The following is an 18356-nucleotide window of genomic DNA, read 5'->3' on the forward strand; positions in this document are numbered from 1 at the left end:
AGCCACGAAATCGGCCCTGAAAGGCAAGTCGTGCAACCGGATACCTAAAGTTTCCATAAGTATCCTCCTAACGAAAATAGTGTTCAGCCGACAGTACTGTTCCTTCCGAAACAGCCTTGACCTGTGAGGAGGAACGGTGCGTCGAATCAGATTTCGGTGGGCGGTCGCGGCGGTCTGCGCGATGACGCTCACCACCGCCGGAGCGGCGACCGCCACGGCGGCGCCCGATCGGGTGCCGCTCATCGGCACCAGCTTCACGGACGGGCTCGTCGACCAGGGGCCGGTACCCGACGGCACGCCGGTCGCGCAGACCGTCTACCTCGCGGTCAAGGATCCGGACGGACTGGCCCGCCGGGCGAAGGCCGTGTCCGATCCGGCCAGCCCCGGCTACGGGCGGTTCCTCGGACGGGACCGGATCCGCGAAACCACCCGGCTCGACCGCGCGCAGGTCGATCGCGTCCGCGCCTGGCTGACCGGGGCCGGGCTGAGCGTGACGGAGCCGGATTGGCGGCACCTGGCGGTGACCGGCACGTTCGGGCAGCTGAACAAGGCGTTCGCGGTGACCTTCCACGATTACGTCTACCCACCCGAAAGCGGGATCAAGGGCCACTACCTGATCTCGACCACCAATCTGAGCGTGCCGGCGGAGCTGGGTGCGCTCGTGCTCGGTGTCGGGCAGGACACCATCCTCGTGCGGGACTCCGACCCGGCCGCGCCGAGGCGGTCCACCGGGCGCAGCCCGCGCGTCGACGCCGGTGCGGCCGAGGAGTGCTCGAAGTACTGGGGCCAGCGGCCCGCGACCGGGGTACCGAAGGTGAACGGCGCGACTCCGCCGCTGAAGCCGTGCGGGTACACGCCGAAGCAACTGCGGCACGCCTACGGGCTCGACAAGCTCGGTGTCACCGGGGCCGGGCAGACCGTCGCCGTGGTGGCGTCCTCGATGGACACCCTCGAAAAGGACATCAACACCTGGTCGGACCGTGTCGGCACGCAACGGCTCCGCCCGGGGCAGTTCACCAGGGTGCCGTCGCCGGACGGTTCGCCGCCGGAAGGGCCCGGCGACGGTGGGTACGGCGCGATGATCGAGGCCACCATCGACGCCGAATCGGTGCACGGCATCGCACCGGACGCGAACATCGTCGCCATCGGGCAATCCACCGCGCAGGGCGGGAACCTGCTGGCCAGCCTCGGCTACGCGCTGGACCACACCGACGCGAGCATCGTGTCGATGTCGCTGGCCAACGATCCCCCGCCCGGGTTGCGGAAGGCCTTCGACCAGGTCTACCAGGAGGGCGCGCTGCAGGGCGTGGGATTCTACTTCTGCACCGGCGACGGTGGTTACAAGATCAACGACACCGGTGGCGAATGGCTGAACGGCTATGCGGGCAGCACCTGGGTGACCGGGGTCGGCGGTACCTCGGTGGCGATCGGCAAGGACGGCGACCGCGAATGGGAAACCGGCTGGGGCGACCCGGTCAGTCCGCTGTCCAAGGACGGCAAGTCCTGGGAAGAGATGCAGAGCACCGGTGGCACCGGCGGTGGCCGCGCCACCGGACAGCCGCAACCGTGGTACCAGCGCGGCGTCGTCCCGGACCGCTACGCCACCACCTCGGACGGGAGCCGTGGCCGGGTCGGCCCGGATGTCGCCTTCGACGCGGACCCGGTGACCGGCATGGTGGTCGGCGGCACCCCGTTGAACGGCTCACCGGCCACCGATCCCGGCACCTGGCACTACGTCGAGCACACCTTCGGCGGGACCAGCCTGTCCACCCCGCTGTTCGCCGGGGTGCAGGCGCTCGCCCAGCAGGCGAACGGCGGCAAGCGGTTCGGCTTCGCCAACCCGGTGCTGTACCAGCGGGCAGGCACTCCCGCGTTCCGGGACGTCACGGCCTATCGCCTGCCGAACGGCGACCCCGCGACCGCGGTCGTCTACGGGTCCGACCCCAGTGGAGGGAAGACCCCCGAGTTGCACCACTTCCTCGCCACCCAGTGGGTCGGTCCGGTCGGTGATGCCCGGCCTCCCGAGGTCGCGCCGGGGTTCGACACCGAGACCGGGCTCGGTACCCCGACCGGCGCCTATCTGCGGTCCTTCGCCGGACACTGAACGAAGGGTGCCTCACCCGGCTCCGAATCGGGTGAGGCACCCCCGGTCACTGTCGTGTCTGGACTGTCCTAATGGGACATTCAGGGGGCGGCGATGCCGCGGGCCACGGTGCGGACCAGTCCCGGCCCGTTCAGCGCGAAGCCGGTGTAGAGCTGCACGAGGCTGGCGCCCGCGTCGAGCATCAGGCGCGCGTCGTGCGCGCCGAGGATGCCGCCGACGCCGATGACCGGGAGCTTGCCCCCGGTGTGGGAGTGCACGAACCGCACCACCTCGCGCGCCCGGTTCGCCAGCGGGCGCCCGGACAGGCCGCCGACCTCCTTGCCGAGATGCGCGTCGGTCCCGGCGAGGCCGTCCCGCGCGAGCGTGGTGTTCGTGGCGATCAGCCCGGCCACACCGTGCTCGTCGCACACCTCCAGCAGTTCGCCGAGCGCTTCGTCGGACAGATCGGGCGCCACCTTCACCAGCAACGGCGTCGGTTCGCGCCCGGCGTCGGCGGCGAGCGCGCCGGAGGTGCGCTGAAGCTCGGCCAGCAGGTCGGTGAGCGCCGAGCGGTCCTGCAGCGCGCGCAGGCCCGCGGTGTTGGGCGAGCTGACGTTGACCGCGAAGTAGTCCGCGTGCGGGTACAGCGCGCGCAGCGACGCCTGGTAGTCGCCCACCGCGTCCTCCAGCGCCGCCGCCTTCGACTTGCCGATGCTGACCCCGAGCGGCACCGGTGGTTTCCCTTGCGTGGCAAGGCGTTCCGCGAGCGCGTCGGCACCGGAGTTGTTGAACCCCATCCGGTTGATCACGGCTTCGCTGTCGGGAAGGTGGTACAGGCGCGGCCTCGGGTTGCCCGGCTGCGCCAGCTTCGTCACGGTGCCGACCTCGACGAACCCGAACCCGAGCGCGGGCCACGCGGCGAGCGCGCGCCCGTCCTTGTCCATTCCCGCCGCCAGCCCCACCCGGTTGGGGAACCGCAGCCCGAACACGGTGGCCGGGTCGTCCGTGCCGTAGTACCGCCGCAGCGCGGCCAGTGCGGGCGGGACGGTACCGAGCCTGCCCAGCACTCGAACGGTGCGCTCGTGCACCGTTTCCGGGTCGTTCTTGCCGAGCCGGTACAGCGCCGGGCGGACGATCTTCTCGAAGAGCACGGCCCCATGCTGCCCCACCGCCCGCCTGCCCGCGAGGCGGCCGTGCACGCCGGTGGCGCAGGTCGCACCCGCGTCAGACCCGCCGCGCCCGCCATTCGCGGTCGAGGATGGCGAAGACCAGTTCGTCGACCCACGCACCCTTGACGATCTCGTTCTCCCGCAGGCGCGCCTCCTGGCGAAGGCCGAGCTTGCCGAGGACGGCCGCGGAGGCGGTGTTGCGCGCGTCACAGCGGCCGATGACGCGATGAAGGCCGAGGCCCTCGAAACCGAGCCGGAGCAGCTCGCGGGCGGCTTCCGTCGCGTACCCCCGGCCGTAGTGGTCCGGATGGAAGACGAACCCGATCTCCGCCTTGCGGTGTTCGCTACTGAGCCACTCGAAGTACAGGTCGCCGATGAGTTCCCCGGTCTCCGCGAGCACGACCGCGATCGCGAGCGGCTGGCCAGGCTCGGTGATCGACATGCCTGCGACGCGCTTTTCCAGCGCCTCCGCGCATTCCGCGCGGTCGCGCGGCTCGAGGTAGAGGTACCGGGTGACGTCCTCGCGCGAGTGGATCGCGTGCAGGGCATCGAGATCGCCTTCGGCGAAGGGGCGCAGAATGAGCCGTTCGGTGCGCAGCGGTTCGTCGATCTTCAGCACGGGCAGCCTTCCGCGAAAATGAAGAGACCCCCGACGCTCTTCTCGAACGCCGTCAGTCGTTCGAGTTCCGAGCAGGACTGGTTCTCGGAAGCATCGGGGGTCCGGTGACTGCCTGGTATTCGTCAACAGGCCGACACGCGTCACAGGAGACGAGCCGACAGGTGGTCGGAAGAAGTCCCTGCGGGAAAGTCCTACGCGTGGAGTCCGTTAACGGACAGCCACCTCACAAGTCCTGTAGTTCTTCAACTTCGGACCACCTCCCTTCTTGTGTACTGGCCACGCTAGGCGCGTCCGCGGGAACCGGCAACCGATTTTGACGATCACGTCGCGACCGCGTCGATCTCCGCGAGCAGCGCGTCGCGGGGGGAGTCGCTCAGGAACGACGCGGCGACCGCGTTTCGCGCCAGTTGGGCGATTTCGCCGCGGGTGAGTCCGAGCGCTTCGGCCACGGCGACGTACTCACCGTTGAGCGTCGCGCCGAACATCCCGGGATCGTCGGTGTTCAGCGTCACCGCGACCCCGTGGTCGAGCAGGCGGCGCACGGGATGCGCTTCGAGGGAGCCGACCTGGCGCGTGCGCACGTTCGACGTCGGACACACTTCGAGCGGGATCCGGTGCTCGGCAAGGTGTTCGAGCAGGCGCGGGTCCGCCGCGGCGCTGGTACCGTGCCCGATCCGCTCGGCACCGAGATCGTGCACCGCGGACCAGACCGTGGCGGGCCCGGTGGTCTCACCCGCGTGCGGCACGCTGTGCAGCCCCGCTTCGCGCGCCGCGGTGAACATCGGGGCGAACAACGCCCGTCCCACACCGGTTTCGGGCCCGCCGAGGCCGAAGGCGACCAGCCCGTCGGGGCGTTCGCCGAGCGCGAACGCGAGGGTTTCCCGCCCCGCCTTGGCGCCCTTCTCGCCCGGAATGTCGAAGCACCAAGCCAACTCCACCCCGTGGTCGCGGGCGGCCGCCGCCCTCCCGGCGGCGAGGCCGTCGAGCAGGTCGTCCCCGGAAAGGCCGTCGAGCAGGTGGTTGTACGGCGTCACGGTGACTTCCGCGTACCGCACGTTCTGCGCGGCGAGGTCGCGGGCGAGCCCGGTGACGAGGGTGTGGACGTCGTCCCGGCCGGTGATCAGCGACTGCACCGCCCAGTAGACCTTCAGGAAGTGGTCGAAGTCGCGGAAGGTGTAGAACTCCGCCAGCTCGGCCCGTTCGGCGGGCACCCCGGCGGCGGGGTGCCGGCGGGCGAGGTCGAGCACCGTGTCGACGGTGGCCGCGCCGAGCAGGTGGACGTGCAATTCGGCCTTGGGCAGGGACGCGACGAAGTCGTGCAGGTTTTCCGGCATGGCAAGGCTCCCGGGGAATTCAGGGGTGGAAAGGGAAACGGCGCGCGGACGCGGCGTTTCAGGGAGCCAGGTCGCCCCGCTCGCGGTCCTGCCCGTACAGCGGGAGCTTGTACGCGGTCACGCCGCCATCCTAGCCCGAAACGCGGCGGATGTCCCTCATGCCGGGGCGGGCCCGCGCTGGCAGCGGGGGCAGAACCAGGTCGGGCGCTGGTGCACGCCGTCGCCCTGAGACGCCACGCGAACCGGGCCGCCGCAGCGGAAGCAGCCCTGCCGGGTGCGCTCGTAGACCCAGTACCGCCGCCCGCGCGCCTGCTCGCCCGTCGTGCTGCGGTCGGACCGCCACGCGTTGGCCACCAGCAGCTTCCGCGCCAGCAGCACCGCGGCAAGAGCGTCCACATCGGACACCGGGCTCCACGGGGTGACACCGAGCCGGAAGCACACCTCGACCTTGTACACGTTGCCGACGCCTGCCAGCACGCGCTGGTCGAGCAGGGCCTCGCCCAGTTCGCGGCCAGGCACCGCGGCCAGCGCGGCGGCGGCGCGGCCGGCGTGCTCGTCCGTCCACTGTGGATCAAGAAGGTCCGGGCCGAGGTGCCCGACGAGGCGGTGCTCCGCTGCGGTCGGCAGGATTTCGAGGTCGTGCACCCGGAAGCCGACCGCCTGCGCTCCCTCGACGCCGAGCACGACCCGGGCGTGGTGGGCGGGCTTTCGCCAGCGCCGCCCGTACGGGTACACCTCCCACGTGCCGTCCATCTTCAGGTGGCTGTGCAGGCTCAGTTCGCCGGAGAAGCGGGTGAACAGGTGCTTGCCAACGGTGCCGACCCCGTGCACCTCATGCCCTGAGAGGTCCACTGTGGCCAGTGCGGGATGCCGGAAGTCGCTCAGCAGCAGGGTTTTCCCCGCCAGCGCCTTGTCGAGCCGTTTCCCGGTGAGAAAGACCGTGTCGCCCTCCGGCATCGGCTCAGTCGCCGGGGACGTGGATGCGCTGGATCGGACCCGTCGACTCGGCCGTGCTCTCCGGCTCGACCTCGCCCTCGACGTGCACGCGGTGGCGGCCGGCGCGGGTGGAGCGCAGGATCTTCGCCAGCACCATGTTGAACGTCAGCGCGATCTCCTGCGCTCCCGGCGAGGCCCACTCGTGGATCGGGCTGCACGCGCCCTGCGCCTGCTGCACCGCGAGCCGGTCGGGGATCGCGGTCGGCATCACCAGGTGCCCGAAGGACTCCCGCAGCTCCGCGATGCGGAACTGGTGCTCGTGCGAGCGCACCCGGAGCCGGTTCACCAGCACGCCGATCGCCTTGAGATCGGGGTTGTGCTCGGCGCGGATGTTCTCGATCGCCTCGAGCGCGCGTTCGGCGCCCGCGACCGCGTACATCGTCGGCTCCGTGACGAGGATCGCGCTGTCCGCCGCGACCAGCGCCGACCGCGTGAGCCTGCCGAGCGAGGGCGGGCAGTCGAGCACCACGAGGTCGTACGGCGTGCCCCGCGTCGGCGCCCGGTACAGCTCGTCGAGCGCGCGCGACAGGTTGTCGAGGCGGCGGCCGTGCGTGCCGGGGTCGTTCAGCTCCTCGAGCTCCTCCGAGCCCACGAGCACGTCGACGTCGTCGCTCCACACGCTGGGCGCGATCGCGCGCTGCAGGACGGCGCGGTGCGGGGTTTCGAGCACATCGGCGAGGGTGGACTCGGTGTAGGGCGGGTCGAGCGACGCGGTGGCGTTGCCCTGGGGGTCGAGATCGGCGACCAGGGTCCGGGTTCCCCTACGCAGCGCCGCCGAAGCGATACCGAGCGCTACCGTGGTTTTCCCGACACCGCCCTTGAGGCTGAGTACGGCGACCGTGTGCACTCGACACAGCCTACGGGCAGGACTTCATGGTGTGGCCCAGCAAGGTGTCGAACGCCGCGGCGAGCTCCCGTGCGCCTGCCGAGCGCAGCCGGTGGATCGGCGCGCACGCGCCCTGCGCCTGCTGCACGGCGACCCGGTCCGGCAGCACCGGGTCCAGCAGCAGGTCCCCGAACTCCGAGCGCAGCTCGCCGACGCGGAAGTCGTGCTCCTTCGAACGCGGCTTCACGCGGTTCACCACGACCCCGATCGTGTGCAGCCGGTCGTTGTGCCCGGCCCGTTCCGCGGCGACCGCCTCCGCCGCGCGCTGCACCCCCGAAACGGCGAAGAGCGCGGGCTCGGTGACCATGAGCGCCCCGTCCGCGGCCACCAGCGCCGAGCGCGTCAGCCTGCCCAGCGACGGCGGGCAGTCCAGCAGGACCAGGCCGTAGGGCTCGTCACCGTGGTCGACGAGCCGGTGCCGCTCGCCGAGTGCGCCCGCGAGCCTGCCGAGCCGCCTCGTCCCGGGATCGGGGTCGTTGAGCGACTCGGTCTCCTCGGCCCCCACCAGCACGTCGACGCCGTCGCCCCAGCCGCTCACCGTGATCGCGGCCGCGAGCACCGACCGGCGCGGCGTTGCCAGCACGTCGGCGAGGGTGGCCGTGGTCGGCCCTGGATCGAGCGCCGCGGTCGCGTTGCACTGCGGGTCGAGGTCGACCACGAGCGTTCGGACGCCGGTTCGCGCGGCGGCGGAGGCGAGGCCGAGCACCACGCTCGTCTTGCCGACGCCGCCCTTGAGACTGAGCACCGCCACGGTAGACACGGGGGGAGCCTACGGTTCACGGTGACGCCTCCGCTGCCCGAAGTGGCCACCACTACGCTGTGGTGTCATGCGAACGGACACCGCGGCAGCCCGCGGATCGGCGGCCGTACGGCGGGTCCTCGAGGCCGAACTGGCGCGCGCCCGTGCGCGCGGCGTGAACGAGCCCCACGTCGTCGACGTCGGCGGCGGCAGCGGCGGGTGGGCCGTGCCCTTCGCCTCCGGCGGCTGCCGCGTCACCGTGGTCGAACCGAACCCGAACGCGCTGGCCACGCTGCGCCGCAGGGCCGACGAGGTCGGGGTCGCCGAGCGCATCACGGTGGTCGCCGACGACACCGACGCGCTCGGCAGGTCCGTGCCGGCGGGCTCGGCCGACGTCGTGCTCGCGCACGGGCTGCTCGAGGTCGTCGACGACCCGGCCGCGGTGATCGGCTCGCTCGCGGCCGTGGTCGCGCCCGGTGGCGCGGTCTCGGTCCTGGTCGCGAACCGGCACGCCGCGGTGCTGCACCGCGCGCTCGCCGGCCGCCTCGACGAGGCGAGGCGCCTGCTCACCGGCCCCGACGGCGTGCTCGACGAGGACGGCGACACGCTGCTGCGCCGCTTCGACGCCGACGGCCTGGTCGCGCTGCTGGCCGGAGCGGGGCTCGAAATGGCGTCGCTGCAGGGCGACGGCGTCGTCGCGGACGCGGTCTCCGGCGACGCGTGGAGCGCCGAACTCACCGATTTCGAGGCCGCCGCGGCCACCGCCTCACCCCTGCGCGACATAGCCGCCCGCCTGCACGCCGTCGCCCACCGCCCCGGCTAGCCGGAAGTTGTCGGTGCGGCGGGCTAGTGTCCGCACCTGATGGGAAGCAACGCCGGTCTTCCGGCCACACTCGCGCGCTACCGCGTCACCGGGCCGGAAGCGACCGGCACTCCCGACGACACGGGATGCGGGCTCCTGCACGTCGACATGGACGCCTTCTTCGCCGCCGTCGAGCTGCGCACCCGGCCGGAGCTGGTGCACCGGCCGGTGGTGGTCGCGGGTGCGGGGCCCCGCTCGGTCGTGCTGTCCGCGAACTACCCGGCCAGGGTGTACGGGGTCCGCTCCGCGATGCCGGTCGGCGCCGCGCGCAGGCTCTGCCCGCACGCCGTCTACCTGCCGCCGACCCGCGGGCTCTACGGCGAGGTCTCCCGCGGGGTGATGGCGATCTTCCGCGAGCTGACCCCGCTCGTGGAGCCGCTGAGCCTGGACGAGGCCTTCCTGGACGTCAGCGGTGCGCTGCGCCGCCTCGGCACCACCCCGGCGGGTGTCGGCGCGATGATCAGGGCACGCGTCGAGGCCGAGCACGGCATCAGCTGCTCGGTCGGCGCCGCCGGGGTGAAGTTCGTCGCGAAGCTCGCCTCCGGGATGGCGAAACCGGACGGCATGGTCGTGGTGCCGGTGGGGGAGACGGTCGCGTTCCTGCACGAGCTGCCCGTCTCGGCGCTGTGGGGCGTCGGGAAGCGGACCCAGGAGAACCTGCACCGCGTCGGCCTGGAGACGATCGCGGACGTGGCGAAGACCCCGCTCGCGCGGTTGCGCTCGATGCTGGGCACCGCGCTGGGCGAGCACCTGCACGCGCTGGCGAACGGCCGCGACGAGCGCGGTGTGGTGCCGGAGACGCCGGACAAGTCGATCGGCGCCGAGCGCACCTTCGACGTCGACCGCGCCGACCGCGAACAGCTGGCCAGGGAACTGCTCGACCTCTCCTTCCGGGTCGCCGAGACGCTGCGCGCCCGCGGCGTCCGGGGACGCACCGTGTCGATCAAGGTGCGGTTCGCCGACTTCCGGACCATCACCAGGGCGCGTACCTTGCCGTCCGTGACCGACGTCGCGCGTGACATTCACGCGACCGCCGTAGCGCTGTTCACCGAATCGACGGAAGGCGAGCCCATCCGGCTGATCGGGGTCCGCGTGGAAGGCCTTTCCGGCACCGGCGAACCCGAACAGCTGAGTTTCGACGCGGTCGCCGCGAGTGCCCCACGCTGGCGCGAAGCCGAAGTCGCGGCGGACGGGGTCAGCTCCCGGTTCGGGGCGGGCACGATCCGTCCCGCCTCGCTGCTACGTCGTGACGGAGAGTGACCCCAGACGCTGGGACCGGCCCGCGGGGCCGTCGCGGCGCCCTTTGCGGGCCTCCGGCGCGAATTCGATGGGTGCTTGATGCGGGATCGGGTAGTCGTCCGCGCGCGGGACTCGTATCCTGGTAGCAGACGCCCCGATGACGGGGCTGTTGTTGGGTCCACGACGTTGCGCGGCCCGGCGCCCGCGACAGCTGTGCCGGAGGAGGAAAGATGCCACTCTCCGAGCATGAGCAGCGGCTGCTCGACCAGATCGAGCGCGAGCTCTATGCCGAGGACCCCAAGTTTGCATCCACGGTGCGAGGCAGCCGGCTGCGCCGGCCAGCACGTCGCCGGCGCATCCAGGGCATCGCCCTGTTCGTCGTCGGTGTCGCGCTGCTCGTGCTGGGCGTGATCCTGCCGTTCAGGGTCGCGGAGATCCCGCTCGTGAGCGTGCTCGGGTTCCTCGTCATGTTCTTCGGAGCCCTGCTTGCCCTCACCTCGCTGCGGCAGCCTGCCGAGAGCGAAGAGAAAGGGGGCGGCGGTTCGCCTGCCTCGGCCGGAGGCCGCGGCAAACAGGCGTCCCGCCGCAGCTCGTTCACGCAACGGATGGAAGAGCGCTTCCGGCAACGTTTCGACGACCAGTAGCGCGCTTCGAGAGTCCACTGACGCCGAAGGCCCCGGGCAACTTGCCCGGGGTCTTCGGCGTTGCGCGGTCTGCGTGAGGTCCCGCATGCCCCGAAGGTGACCTTCGGGGAACCTCAACACCGCGAATGCGGCCCTCGCGAGCTTTCTCCGCTCGGCCGCGCCCCGCGTTCATGCCCCGAAGGGCCCTCGGGAGCATCTGGTGCCGTGAAGGATGCTCCTACAGGGGGCAAGGTGAGGTCCGCCGCGCATTCCCTGAAGGGAGCCTTCGGGGCATGAACAGCCCCGAAGGCGGACTCGAACCCCGGGTGTCAGCGCCGGAACCGGTTGAGCAGTGACTTCGGCAGCAGCCTGCCCTTCCACGACACGGGTGCGTTGCGCCGCAGGCTCCGCCGGACGTCTTCGAACGCGGGCGCGAGCGTGGCGTCGGTCGTTTCCGTGCCGCTGTACCACCGTCGCTCCAGTACCCCGACGACGGTGCGCAGCCCGTCACGGCCGTCGCCGTCGAGGTGGTGCTCGGTGGCGAGCTTCTGGGCCGCCGTCCTCGCCGTTTCGCTCGACGGGATCGGGGTGCCCCGGTCCGCGCACTCGTCGAGCAGCTCGTGCCACGCCGCATCGGCGGCTTCGGGCGAATGCGCCGCGATCGCGTGCAGCCGCCGCCGTCGCCCGATTTCTCGGAGCGTCGCGGGCGTGCCCGCGGCCGCGAGCACGACGATCAGCACGATCGCGAGCCAGCCGGAGAGCAGCCACGCGGCGAACCCGATCGCGGCGAGCCACAGCACGCCCGCGACGAGTGGGAGCCACGCCGTCACGCCGTTGGCGGGCGAGCCGCGCGCGGAGTTCGCGGAGATCCCGGCGTCCTCCGTGCTGTTCCCGCCCTGGCCCCCGGCCCGTCTGCCGCGACTGGCGAGCAGGACGGCGGCCGCGGTGGCCGCGAGCGCGAGCACCAGCGCGATCAGGCCCGCGATGCCCACCCAGCCCGGCTCGTCGTCCTGCTGCCCGGCCTGGCCAGGGTCCCCGGCGCTCGCGGTCGGCGGCGCGGGGACGCCGGTCGGCGCCTGCCGCGACGACGGGTTGGTCGGCTGGCCCGCGCCCGAAGAAGCGCTGGGACCGGTGGGGGAGTTGTCCGGGCGCAGGTACGGCGGGATCACGCCGCGGCCGTCGGACAGCGGCGTCGGGTCGAAGCTGACCCAGCCGCGGTCGCCGAAATACACCTCGACCCACGCGTGCGCGTCCTGCGAGGTGATCGTCCGGTGGTCGCCGTTCGGCACCCCGGTGGTGAACCCGATCGCCACGCGCGAGGGGATCTTGAGCACCCGCAGCATCACGCCCATCGCCGAGGCGAACTGCTCGCAGAACCCGCGCTTGCCCTTGAGCAGGAAGTCGGTCAGCGCGTCCGCGTCGGCGGCCGGCGCGGTCTGCGTGTCGTAGGTGAAGCCGTTCTGGGCGGTGAAGTACCGCCAGATCGCCGACGCCCTGTCGAAGTTGTTCGACTCGCGCGCGGTGATCTGCTGGGTCAGCTGGGCCACCCTCGGGTCCACCGGGTCGATCCTGGTGTACATCGGCGAGACCTCGTCCGGCTTGACGTCGGAGACGCGCAGGTCGTCCTTGGACGGCTCGGCGAGCGAGGCGATCTCGCTGTAGGGGGCGACGGACTGGCGCTTCGTGGTGTACACCGAGCCGCTGGTCTGGTCGTAGAACCAGTTCGGGGCGACCCCGGTCAGCCGCCGCGGCGCGCCGTAGACCGGCATCCAGACGTCGGTCCAGTTGACCGGCTCGATCTGGATCTCCCGCGAGCGGCTCGTGCCGTCGTCGCCCGGCGCGGCAGGCAGCGGCAGGTTCGCGGGCACCCCGGCCGGCATCGGCGTGCCGGGCAGGCTCCAGCCCTTGTTCGGCTGGTAGGTGTCGAGCGTGAACGCGCGCAGCAGGCGCTTGTCCTCCCCGAGCCCGCGCACGCGGAACAGTTCGACGTTGCTGCCCTGGTCGAGCATGCCGCGCAGGTTCGTGAACGGGTTGACGCCGAGGCCGCCGACACCGCCGGCGAGCCCGCCGCGCCCGGCGCCGGGGAGCCTGCTGACCGTGCCGACCGCAGTCACCACGGTCCCGGCCACCAGGCCGAGCACGACCGCGATGGCCACCACCGCGACCGGTGTGGACGCCGATTCGGGTGAGGTGCCGGTGCCCGGCGCGTCGCGGGTCCGCCAGCGCCGGTGCCGGTGGTTGCCGTCCACCGCGAGGAGCGCGGCGAACGCGGCCGCGCCGAGCAGGAACGTCCACCACGGAAGCATGTTGTCGGAGAGCGCGGCGGGCACGGCGTAGACGCACAGGAGCACCAGCCCGGTGGCGGCGGGCGCGGCGGCGGCCACCGCGAGGGTGTCCACCAGTATCGCGACCAGCCCGATCGCGATCGTGACCAGGCACAGGATCGGCGGGCTCGCCTCCACCGGCGGAAGCCCGGTGCGAATCTGTTCGAACGCGCTCGTCAGCACATCGCTGAGCTGGGAGAACGCCGCCGGGCCCGGAAAGATCGCGGCGATCCCGCGGTCGGTGAACACCCCGATGACCATGAAGGTCAGCACGGCGATCTGGGCGAGGCCCACCACCGGTGTCGGGGTGCGGATCGACCGGAGCGCGAGCCCGGTGCAGCCGACCAGGACGACCGCGACGATCACGTAGCCGAGCCAGGCCGCGCCGGAGACCACACCGGTCAGCGAGGTCGCCGCGCACACCGTGGCGAACCCCGCGGCGGCGGGGGCGAGTATCGAGCCGCGCCACAGCGAAAGCCGAGGCGCCGGTGGCGGGGTGGGGTCGTGCTGCTGGGCGGGGCGGGGCGGGGTGGTCGTCACGGGGCGCCGCCGATCAGCGAGCCCTGCCCGGTCGCGGTGCGGCACAGCTCGCCCCACGCCTGCGGCATCGGGGTCGACGGGCCCGCCACCACGACGCCCCAGCCCGCGGCGCGCAGCAGCGCGGCGGACTCGTCGGTCGCCGCGGCCCGGTGCTCGGGCGCGCTGACCCCGCCGGACCAGGCCGGGGTGTCGAGCATGACGGCGAGGCTGCGGATCCCGCGCGGGCGGAACCGGGTGAGCTCGTCGACGGCCTCGTTGCTCACTGTGCCGAGGATGGCGATCAGTTCCTGCCCCTCCGCCGGGTCCTGCCCGGCCGTGACGTCGCGCTGGTGGGCCGGCTGCAGCGCGGCCAGCGCGTCGAGCACGATGTTGTCGTAGTGCTCGCCGCCTTCGCCGGGGGCGTCCGCGAGCGGTTTTCCGTGTTCGGACACCAGGCGCACCCGGTGCCCCGCGCGGCGCAGGTGCACGCACACGCTGGCGGCGAAGGACACCGCCCATTCCAGGCTCGAGGTGGGGCCCGCGCCGTGGTGCGCGGTCGCGCGGTGGTCGAGCAGCACCGTCGTCCCGCCGCGCCACGGGCGCTCTTCGACGCGGACCATGATCTCGTCGCGGCGCGCGGTCGAGCGCCAGTGCACCTTGCGCAGGTCGTCGCCCTGCCGGTACTGGCGGACGATGACGTCGGTCTCGCCCTGCCCGGCGTGCAGGCGGATGCTGCCGTCGTCACCGGCGCCGATGCCCGCCCCGGTCGGCAGGCCCCACAGCCCGGCGACCTTCGGCGTCACGATGAGCCGGGAGTGCCCGATCAGCTCGCGTTCGAACTCGCACAGCCCGAACGGGTCGGTGACGGTCGCGCGCAGCGGGCCGATCTGGTGGATCCCGCGCAGCACCGGCTGCACCGGGTAGCGCAGGCCGACCGCGCGGTTGTGCGGGAGCCGCTCGACGACGAACCGCGGCCGCGACCCGAGCGCGTACGGCACGCCGTCCTCGAGGAGCACCTCACCCGCGGGAAGCGTGCCGGTGCGCCACAGGTCGAGCTCGACCTCGCCGGGCGTGCCGACCGGGACCCGGTCGGGCAGCATCTTGCGCGCCGCCGCGATCCGGACCCGCGACGCGGCGATGAACAGGGCCACCAGCAGCGGCAGCGCGATCACGAACACCGCGACCCGCAACAGGTCGCGTTCGTTCAGCACGACCGCGCAGACCGCCGCGGCCACTCCCGCGGCGAGGAGGCAGCGGCCTCGGGTGGTGAGGCCGGACAGCGAGCGCAGCATCGGGGGTTACCGGCGGCCCTGCCCGTTTGCCTGCGCGCCCTGCGGCACCGGGACGCGGTGCAGCACGGCGCGCACCACGTCGGTGGCCGAGCGGCGGGCCGCGTGCGCCTCGGTGGTGAGCACCAGCCGGTGTGCGAGCACCGGCACCGCGACCGCGTGCAGGTCGTCCGGCACCACGAACTCGCGACCGGACAGCGCCGCCTGCGCGCGGGCCGAGCGCACGAGCTGGAGCGTGGCGCGCGGGGACGCGCCGAGCCGCAGCTCCGGCACACCGCGCGTCGCGCCGACCAGGTCGACGGCGTACTTGCGGATCTCCGGCGCCATGTGGATGCCGCGCACCGCGAGGATCAGGCGGTGCACCGTGTCCGCGTCGGACACCGGCTGGAGGTCGTCGAGCGGGTTGTGGCCCGCGTGCTCGTCGACCATGGCCACCTCGGCCTGCGGGTCCGGGTAGCCGATCGACACGCGCGCGGTGAACCGGTCGCGCTGCGCCTCGGGGAGCGCGTAGGTGCCTTCCATCTCGATCGGGTTCTGGGTGGCGATCACCATGAACGGCTCGTCGAGGTGGTAGGTGCTGGTGTCGACCGTGACCTGGTGCTCTTCCATGCATTCGAGCAGCGCGGACTGGGTCTTCGGCGACGCGCGGTTGATCTCGTCGCCGACCACGATGTTCGCGAAGACCGGGCCGGGCCGGAACTCGAACGCGCCGGTCTGCCGGTTGTAGATGGACACGCCGGTGACGTCGCTCGGGAGCAGGTCGGGGGTGAACTGGATGCGGCTCACCGTGCAGTCGATCGACCTGGCGAGCGCCTTCGCGAGCGAGGTCTTCCCGACCCCGGGGACGTCTTCCACCAGCAGGTGGCCTTCGGCGAGCAGCGTCACCAGCGCGGTGCGCACCACCTCGGGCTTGCCGACCAGCACGCGTTCCACGTTCGCGGCGATTCTGCGGGCCGTGTCGTGCAGTTCTTCGAGGCTCGCCGAGTGACCGTGCGCGGCGTGTTCAGCGGCGGGCGAGCCGGACTGGTGGTACGGCGTCTGCCCGGTCGCCTGCTCGCCGGTGTGATCGCCGGCCGTAGCAGACTGTGTTCTGGACGTCACTCGCCCTCCTGGTACCGGAGCATGTTCTCGATGGTCATGGTGTTCGGCTGCGTCTTCGCAGCCGCTCGCGCGGCTCTCAGCCTGACACGAAGTGTGTCAAACTCGGGCGAACTGGGTGAGAGAACCCCGGTAACGGTGTCTTCGTTCCCCTCGGGTTCCAGCCGGTGACGGGTCCTTCCGCGCTGGCGGGCACCCGTCGTATGCTGCGTTCCGGAACGGTTCGGTTACGGAGAGGTGCGACGCGGCGATGACCGACAGTGGCACGGGCCTGAAGCTCGGGAAGGCCGACGCGCGCGCCTTCGCGGTCGCGCCCGATCTCGCGAGGACCGCTTACCAGCAGCTGAGCGATCTGCAGGACGTGGTGGGCGAGATGGTCCGCTACGCCAGCGCGCTGGGCAGGGCGGTGCCGCTCGGCGGCGGGTACGCCAAGGAGGTCGGCGAGTTCATGGCGCGCTACGGCGTCGGCGGCGTCGGCGGCGTCGGCGGCGCCGGGTCGGCGGTGGATTCGCTGACCGCGTTCGGCCGCGAGCTGGAACGGCTGAAGAAGAACGTGGACAAGGCGCTGACCCGCTACCAGGACGCGGACGACGCCGCCAAGGACGGCGTCGACTGCATCGGCGGCTGAGCGCATGCGGATTCCCGTGCATCCCGGCGTCCTCGCCGTTCTCTCCGCCGTGGCGCTGCTCGCCGGGTGCGGGCAGGCCAAGACCGCGGAGCCGGTGCCGCCCGCGGCCTCCATGCGAGCCACCACTCCGCCGTCCTCCGAAGCGCCCGCCGGTCTCGGCTCGCTCGATCCGTGCGGCCTGCTGTCCTCGGCCGACCGGTCGTCCGCGGGGCTCTCGGTACTCGGCAAGCCGAAGGCGATCGGGCAGGCGAAGGGCTGCGACTGGACCGAGCCGGGCACGTTCGGCGTGACGGTCACCGTGGACGCGGAGCACGCGCCTGCCGAGCTGTCCGAAAACAACACAGACAAAGGAACCCGCCGCAAGACCAAGGCGGGGGACCGGACCGCCTACGAGGTCGCCGACCGCGAAGCCGCGAACGGCGTCTGCGCGGTACTGGTGAACGCGGGCAAGGGCGGCAGCGCGTCCGTCGACGTCAGCAACGCGAACTTCCGCGACACCGACCTGGCCTGCGAACGCGCGAAGACGGTCGCCGGTCTCATCGCCCCGAAACTGCCGTGACCGGACAGGAGCACGCCGCTATGGAATTCGAGCCGTCGAACCCGGTCATGCCGGCCTCGGACCGGCGCTACGAGGCGTATTCCCACGAAGCGCTCGTCGCCGAGGTGGCCGAGGGCAACGATCCCGAGGCGGCCGGCGGGCTCGCCGGCGAGTGGACCGGGCTCGGCGACCGGCTCCGCGACGCGCGCGACGCGCTGACCGCGATCGCGAACGCCAGCGACGAGCACTGGCACGGCACGGCGGGGGAGGCGCTGCGCGCGAGCCTGCGGTCCGCGGCGGCGTGGTCCGAGGAGGCGGGCGGCGTGACGGCGTCGGTGGCTGGCTCGATCGGCAGGCAGGCCGAGGTCGCCGCCCGCGCACGGGCGGACATGCCCGATCCCGTCGGCTACGACCCGGTGTCGATGATCACCGGCGCGATGCGAAGCGGGAGCCTGCTGGAGATCGCCGGCCTGTCCGACGCGCTGGAGGAGCGCAGAGCCGCGGCGGCGGCCGCGAAGGCGAAGGCGGTCGACGTCGTCACGACGCGGGACACCGGGTTGCGCACCGCCGTGCCCGACGCGGCGTTCCGGCCCCCGTCCGGGCCGGGCGCCGGATGATCAGGGTGTCGGCTTCGGCCTTCGACATCCTGTGGCACGACCTCGGGCTCGGTGCCGTGCCCGAGCCGCTCGACGTGCACAGCGTCGGCTACACCGGCGACGAACGGGCGGACATCCGGCGGGAGGTGTACGGCAACCTCGCCGAGCGGGGGCTGTACGACGGCCGCGATCCCGACCCCGAGGTCGTCGAACGGCTGGCGGCACTGGCGGGCGCGACCGCGTCCGTCGAATGCGAAGCGCTGGTGGACGTCGACGACGAGGTCCCGTTCCGCGCGGTCGCGGCCGGTGACGGCAGGCGCGCGACGCTGGCCGTGCAGCCGAGCAGGACGATCGGGCTGTCCGCGATCCGGCCGACCGAGCTGGCCACCGCGATCATGGAGGTCCTTCCCTGGTTCGAGCCGGGTCCCGGCCTCGGGGTCAGCCTGCCCGCCTCTGCGCTCGAGGGCCGGGTCGCCGACCCGGTGTTCGCGGGCGGGGGCGGCGGCCGGTCCGACGCGCGTGACCGCCAGCTCAGCGAGGTGCTCGCGATCCAGGCGCGCCCGGTGCTCGGCGCGGGCCAGTTCTCGGTCCGGGTGCGGACCGGGCGCGGCGCGTCGCGGCGCGTCGGTGGCGTGAGCTGGTTCGTCACCGACGTCGGCGCCTACCTCGGCTCGCTGGAGGAGCGGCGCGGCGGCCAGGCATGGGTGAGCGTGATCCCCGCCGACGCCGCGCGCGTCGCGGGCAAGATCGCGGACCTCCTCGACGAGGCCTGAGCACCCGCCCACCGCGCCCCACCCGGGTTCCCCACCCCGCT

17 protein-coding genes are annotated in these 18356 nt (G+C 72.4%); 8 read left to right on the forward strand and 9 right to left on the reverse strand.

All coding sequences use genetic code 11. From position 1 onward, the window contains the following. The first annotated feature begins 136 nt into the window (after positions 1-136). Positions 137-2104: a S53 family peptidase gene (locus ABD256_RS04460; protein WP_344413700.1), complete on the forward strand. Its 1968-nt coding sequence runs from the start codon at positions 137-139 to the stop codon at positions 2102-2104. An 80-nt stretch (positions 2105-2184) separates the two neighbouring features. Here ABD256_RS04460 and ABD256_RS04465 read toward each other — a convergent pair whose 3' ends face one another. The 6 genes from ABD256_RS04465 to ABD256_RS04490 form a co-directional block, all read right to left on the reverse strand. After that, positions 2185-3234 carry a quinone-dependent dihydroorotate dehydrogenase gene (locus ABD256_RS04465; RefSeq protein WP_344413702.1) on the reverse strand — a complete coding sequence of 350 codons (1050 nt, stop codon included), beginning with the start codon at positions 3232-3234 and terminating at the stop codon, positions 2185-2187. Positions 3235-3307: 73 nt separating this feature from the next. After that, complete coding sequence (locus ABD256_RS04470) at positions 3308-3871, reverse strand: GNAT family N-acetyltransferase (RefSeq protein WP_344413704.1); 564 nt, start codon at positions 3869-3871, stop codon at positions 3308-3310. Between the two features lie 320 nt (positions 3872-4191). Continuing rightward, positions 4192-5205, reverse strand: a complete 1014-nt coding sequence (gene add, locus ABD256_RS04475; RefSeq protein WP_344413706.1) for an adenosine deaminase — start codon at positions 5203-5205, stop codon at positions 4192-4194. Positions 5206-5361: 156 nt separating this feature from the next. Next, the gene (locus tag ABD256_RS04480) at positions 5362-6162 is read right to left on the reverse strand and encodes a DNA-formamidopyrimidine glycosylase family protein (protein ID WP_344413708.1); all 801 of its coding nucleotides are present in this window, start codon (positions 6160-6162) and stop codon (positions 5362-5364) included. A gap of 4 nt (positions 6163-6166) precedes the next feature. After that, positions 6167-7048: a ParA family protein gene (locus ABD256_RS04485; RefSeq protein WP_344413710.1), complete on the reverse strand. Its 882-nt coding sequence runs from the start codon at positions 7046-7048 to the stop codon at positions 6167-6169. 10 nt (positions 7049-7058) lie between these two features. Then, the gene (locus ABD256_RS04490; protein WP_344413712.1) at positions 7059-7847 is read right to left on the reverse strand and encodes a ParA family protein; all 789 of its coding nucleotides are present in this window, start codon (positions 7845-7847) and stop codon (positions 7059-7061) included. Positions 7848-7914: 67 nt separating this feature from the next. Between ABD256_RS04490 and ABD256_RS04495 the strand changes: the two genes are divergently transcribed. The 3 genes from ABD256_RS04495 (at position 7915) to ABD256_RS04505 (ending at position 10571) form a co-directional block, all read left to right on the forward strand. Beyond that, positions 7915-8649, forward strand: coding sequence for a class I SAM-dependent methyltransferase (locus tag ABD256_RS04495; RefSeq protein ID WP_344413714.1), 735 nt, complete (start codon positions 7915-7917; stop codon positions 8647-8649). 39 nt (positions 8650-8688) lie between these two features. Further along, positions 8689-9948, forward strand: a complete 1260-nt coding sequence (dinB, locus tag ABD256_RS04500) for a DNA polymerase IV (protein ID WP_344413716.1) — start codon at positions 8689-8691, stop codon at positions 9946-9948. A gap of 209 nt (positions 9949-10157) precedes the next feature. Beyond that, the gene (locus tag ABD256_RS04505; RefSeq protein WP_344413718.1) at positions 10158-10571 is read left to right on the forward strand and encodes a DUF3040 domain-containing protein; all 414 of its coding nucleotides are present in this window, start codon (positions 10158-10160) and stop codon (positions 10569-10571) included. Positions 10572-10879: 308 nt separating this feature from the next. Here ABD256_RS04505 and ABD256_RS04510 read toward each other — a convergent pair whose 3' ends face one another. The 3 genes from ABD256_RS04510 to ABD256_RS04520 are packed head-to-tail and all read right to left on the reverse strand — an operon-like array spanning position 10880 to position 15783. Next, on the reverse strand, positions 10880-13414 hold the full coding sequence (locus ABD256_RS04510) for a transglutaminaseTgpA domain-containing protein (RefSeq protein WP_344413720.1): 2535 nt from the start codon (positions 13412-13414) through the stop codon (positions 10880-10882). Beyond that, on the reverse strand, positions 13411-14685 hold the full coding sequence (locus ABD256_RS04515; protein ID WP_344413722.1) for a DUF58 domain-containing protein: 1275 nt from the start codon (positions 14683-14685) through the stop codon (positions 13411-13413). Before ABD256_RS04515 ends, ABD256_RS04510 begins: the two co-directional genes overlap by 4 nt. A gap of 6 nt (positions 14686-14691) precedes the next feature. Further along, the gene (locus ABD256_RS04520) at positions 14692-15783 is read right to left on the reverse strand and encodes an AAA family ATPase (protein ID WP_344413724.1); all 1092 of its coding nucleotides are present in this window, start codon (positions 15781-15783) and stop codon (positions 14692-14694) included. Positions 15784-16030: 247 nt separating this feature from the next. Here ABD256_RS04520 and ABD256_RS04525 point away from each other — a divergent pair, with 247 nt between their 5' ends. The 4 genes from ABD256_RS04525 to ABD256_RS04540 are packed head-to-tail and all read left to right on the forward strand — an operon-like array spanning position 16031 to position 18315. After that, positions 16031-16408, forward strand: coding sequence for a hypothetical protein (locus ABD256_RS04525; RefSeq protein ID WP_344413726.1), 378 nt, complete (start codon positions 16031-16033; stop codon positions 16406-16408). A gap of 4 nt (positions 16409-16412) precedes the next feature. Further along, the gene (locus tag ABD256_RS04530) at positions 16413-16967 is read left to right on the forward strand and encodes a DUF3558 family protein (protein ID WP_344413728.1); all 555 of its coding nucleotides are present in this window, start codon (positions 16413-16415) and stop codon (positions 16965-16967) included. Positions 16968-16987: 20 nt separating this feature from the next. After that, the gene (locus tag ABD256_RS04535) at positions 16988-17563 is read left to right on the forward strand and encodes a PE-PGRS family protein (RefSeq protein WP_344413730.1); all 576 of its coding nucleotides are present in this window, start codon (positions 16988-16990) and stop codon (positions 17561-17563) included. Continuing rightward, positions 17560-18315 (forward strand): ESX secretion-associated protein EspG, encoded by a 756-nt coding sequence (locus ABD256_RS04540; protein WP_344413732.1) that lies wholly within the window; start codon positions 17560-17562, stop codon positions 18313-18315. The genes ABD256_RS04535 and ABD256_RS04540 overlap by 4 nt, the downstream gene beginning before the upstream one ends. Positions 18316-18356: the final 41 nt, after the last annotated feature.

It is taken from the genome of Amycolatopsis minnesotensis (assembly GCF_039529815.1).
Classification (GTDB): Bacteria; Actinomycetota; Actinomycetes; order Mycobacteriales; family Pseudonocardiaceae; genus Amycolatopsis; species Amycolatopsis minnesotensis.

Bases quoted from the DNA above. Each gene is read 5' to 3' on its own strand.
- ABD256_RS04525 (WP_344413726.1), top strand. From the start codon at position 16,031: ATGACCGACAGTGGCACGGGCCTGAAGCTCGGGAAGGCCGACGCGCGC.
- add (WP_344413706.1), bottom strand. From the start codon at position 5,205: ATGCCGGAAAACCTGCACGACTTCGTCGCGTCCCTGCCCAAGGCCGAA.
- ABD256_RS04540 (WP_344413732.1), top strand. From the start codon at position 17,560: ATGATCAGGGTGTCGGCTTCGGCCTTCGACATCCTGTGGCACGACCTC.
- ABD256_RS04530 (WP_344413728.1), top strand. From the start codon at position 16,413: ATGCGGATTCCCGTGCATCCCGGCGTCCTCGCCGTTCTCTCCGCCGTG.
- ABD256_RS04480 (WP_344413708.1), bottom strand. From the start codon at position 6,162: ATGCCGGAGGGCGACACGGTCTTTCTCACCGGGAAACGGCTCGACAAG.
- ABD256_RS04515 (WP_344413722.1), bottom strand. From the start codon at position 14,685: ATGCTGCGCTCGCTGTCCGGCCTCACCACCCGAGGCCGCTGCCTCCTC.
- dinB (WP_344413716.1), top strand. From the start codon at position 8,689: ATGGGAAGCAACGCCGGTCTTCCGGCCACACTCGCGCGCTACCGCGTC.
- ABD256_RS04505 (WP_344413718.1), top strand. From the start codon at position 10,158: ATGCCACTCTCCGAGCATGAGCAGCGGCTGCTCGACCAGATCGAGCGC.
- ABD256_RS04535 (WP_344413730.1), top strand. From the start codon at position 16,988: ATGGAATTCGAGCCGTCGAACCCGGTCATGCCGGCCTCGGACCGGCGC.
- ABD256_RS04495 (WP_344413714.1), top strand. From the start codon at position 7,915: ATGCGAACGGACACCGCGGCAGCCCGCGGATCGGCGGCCGTACGGCGG.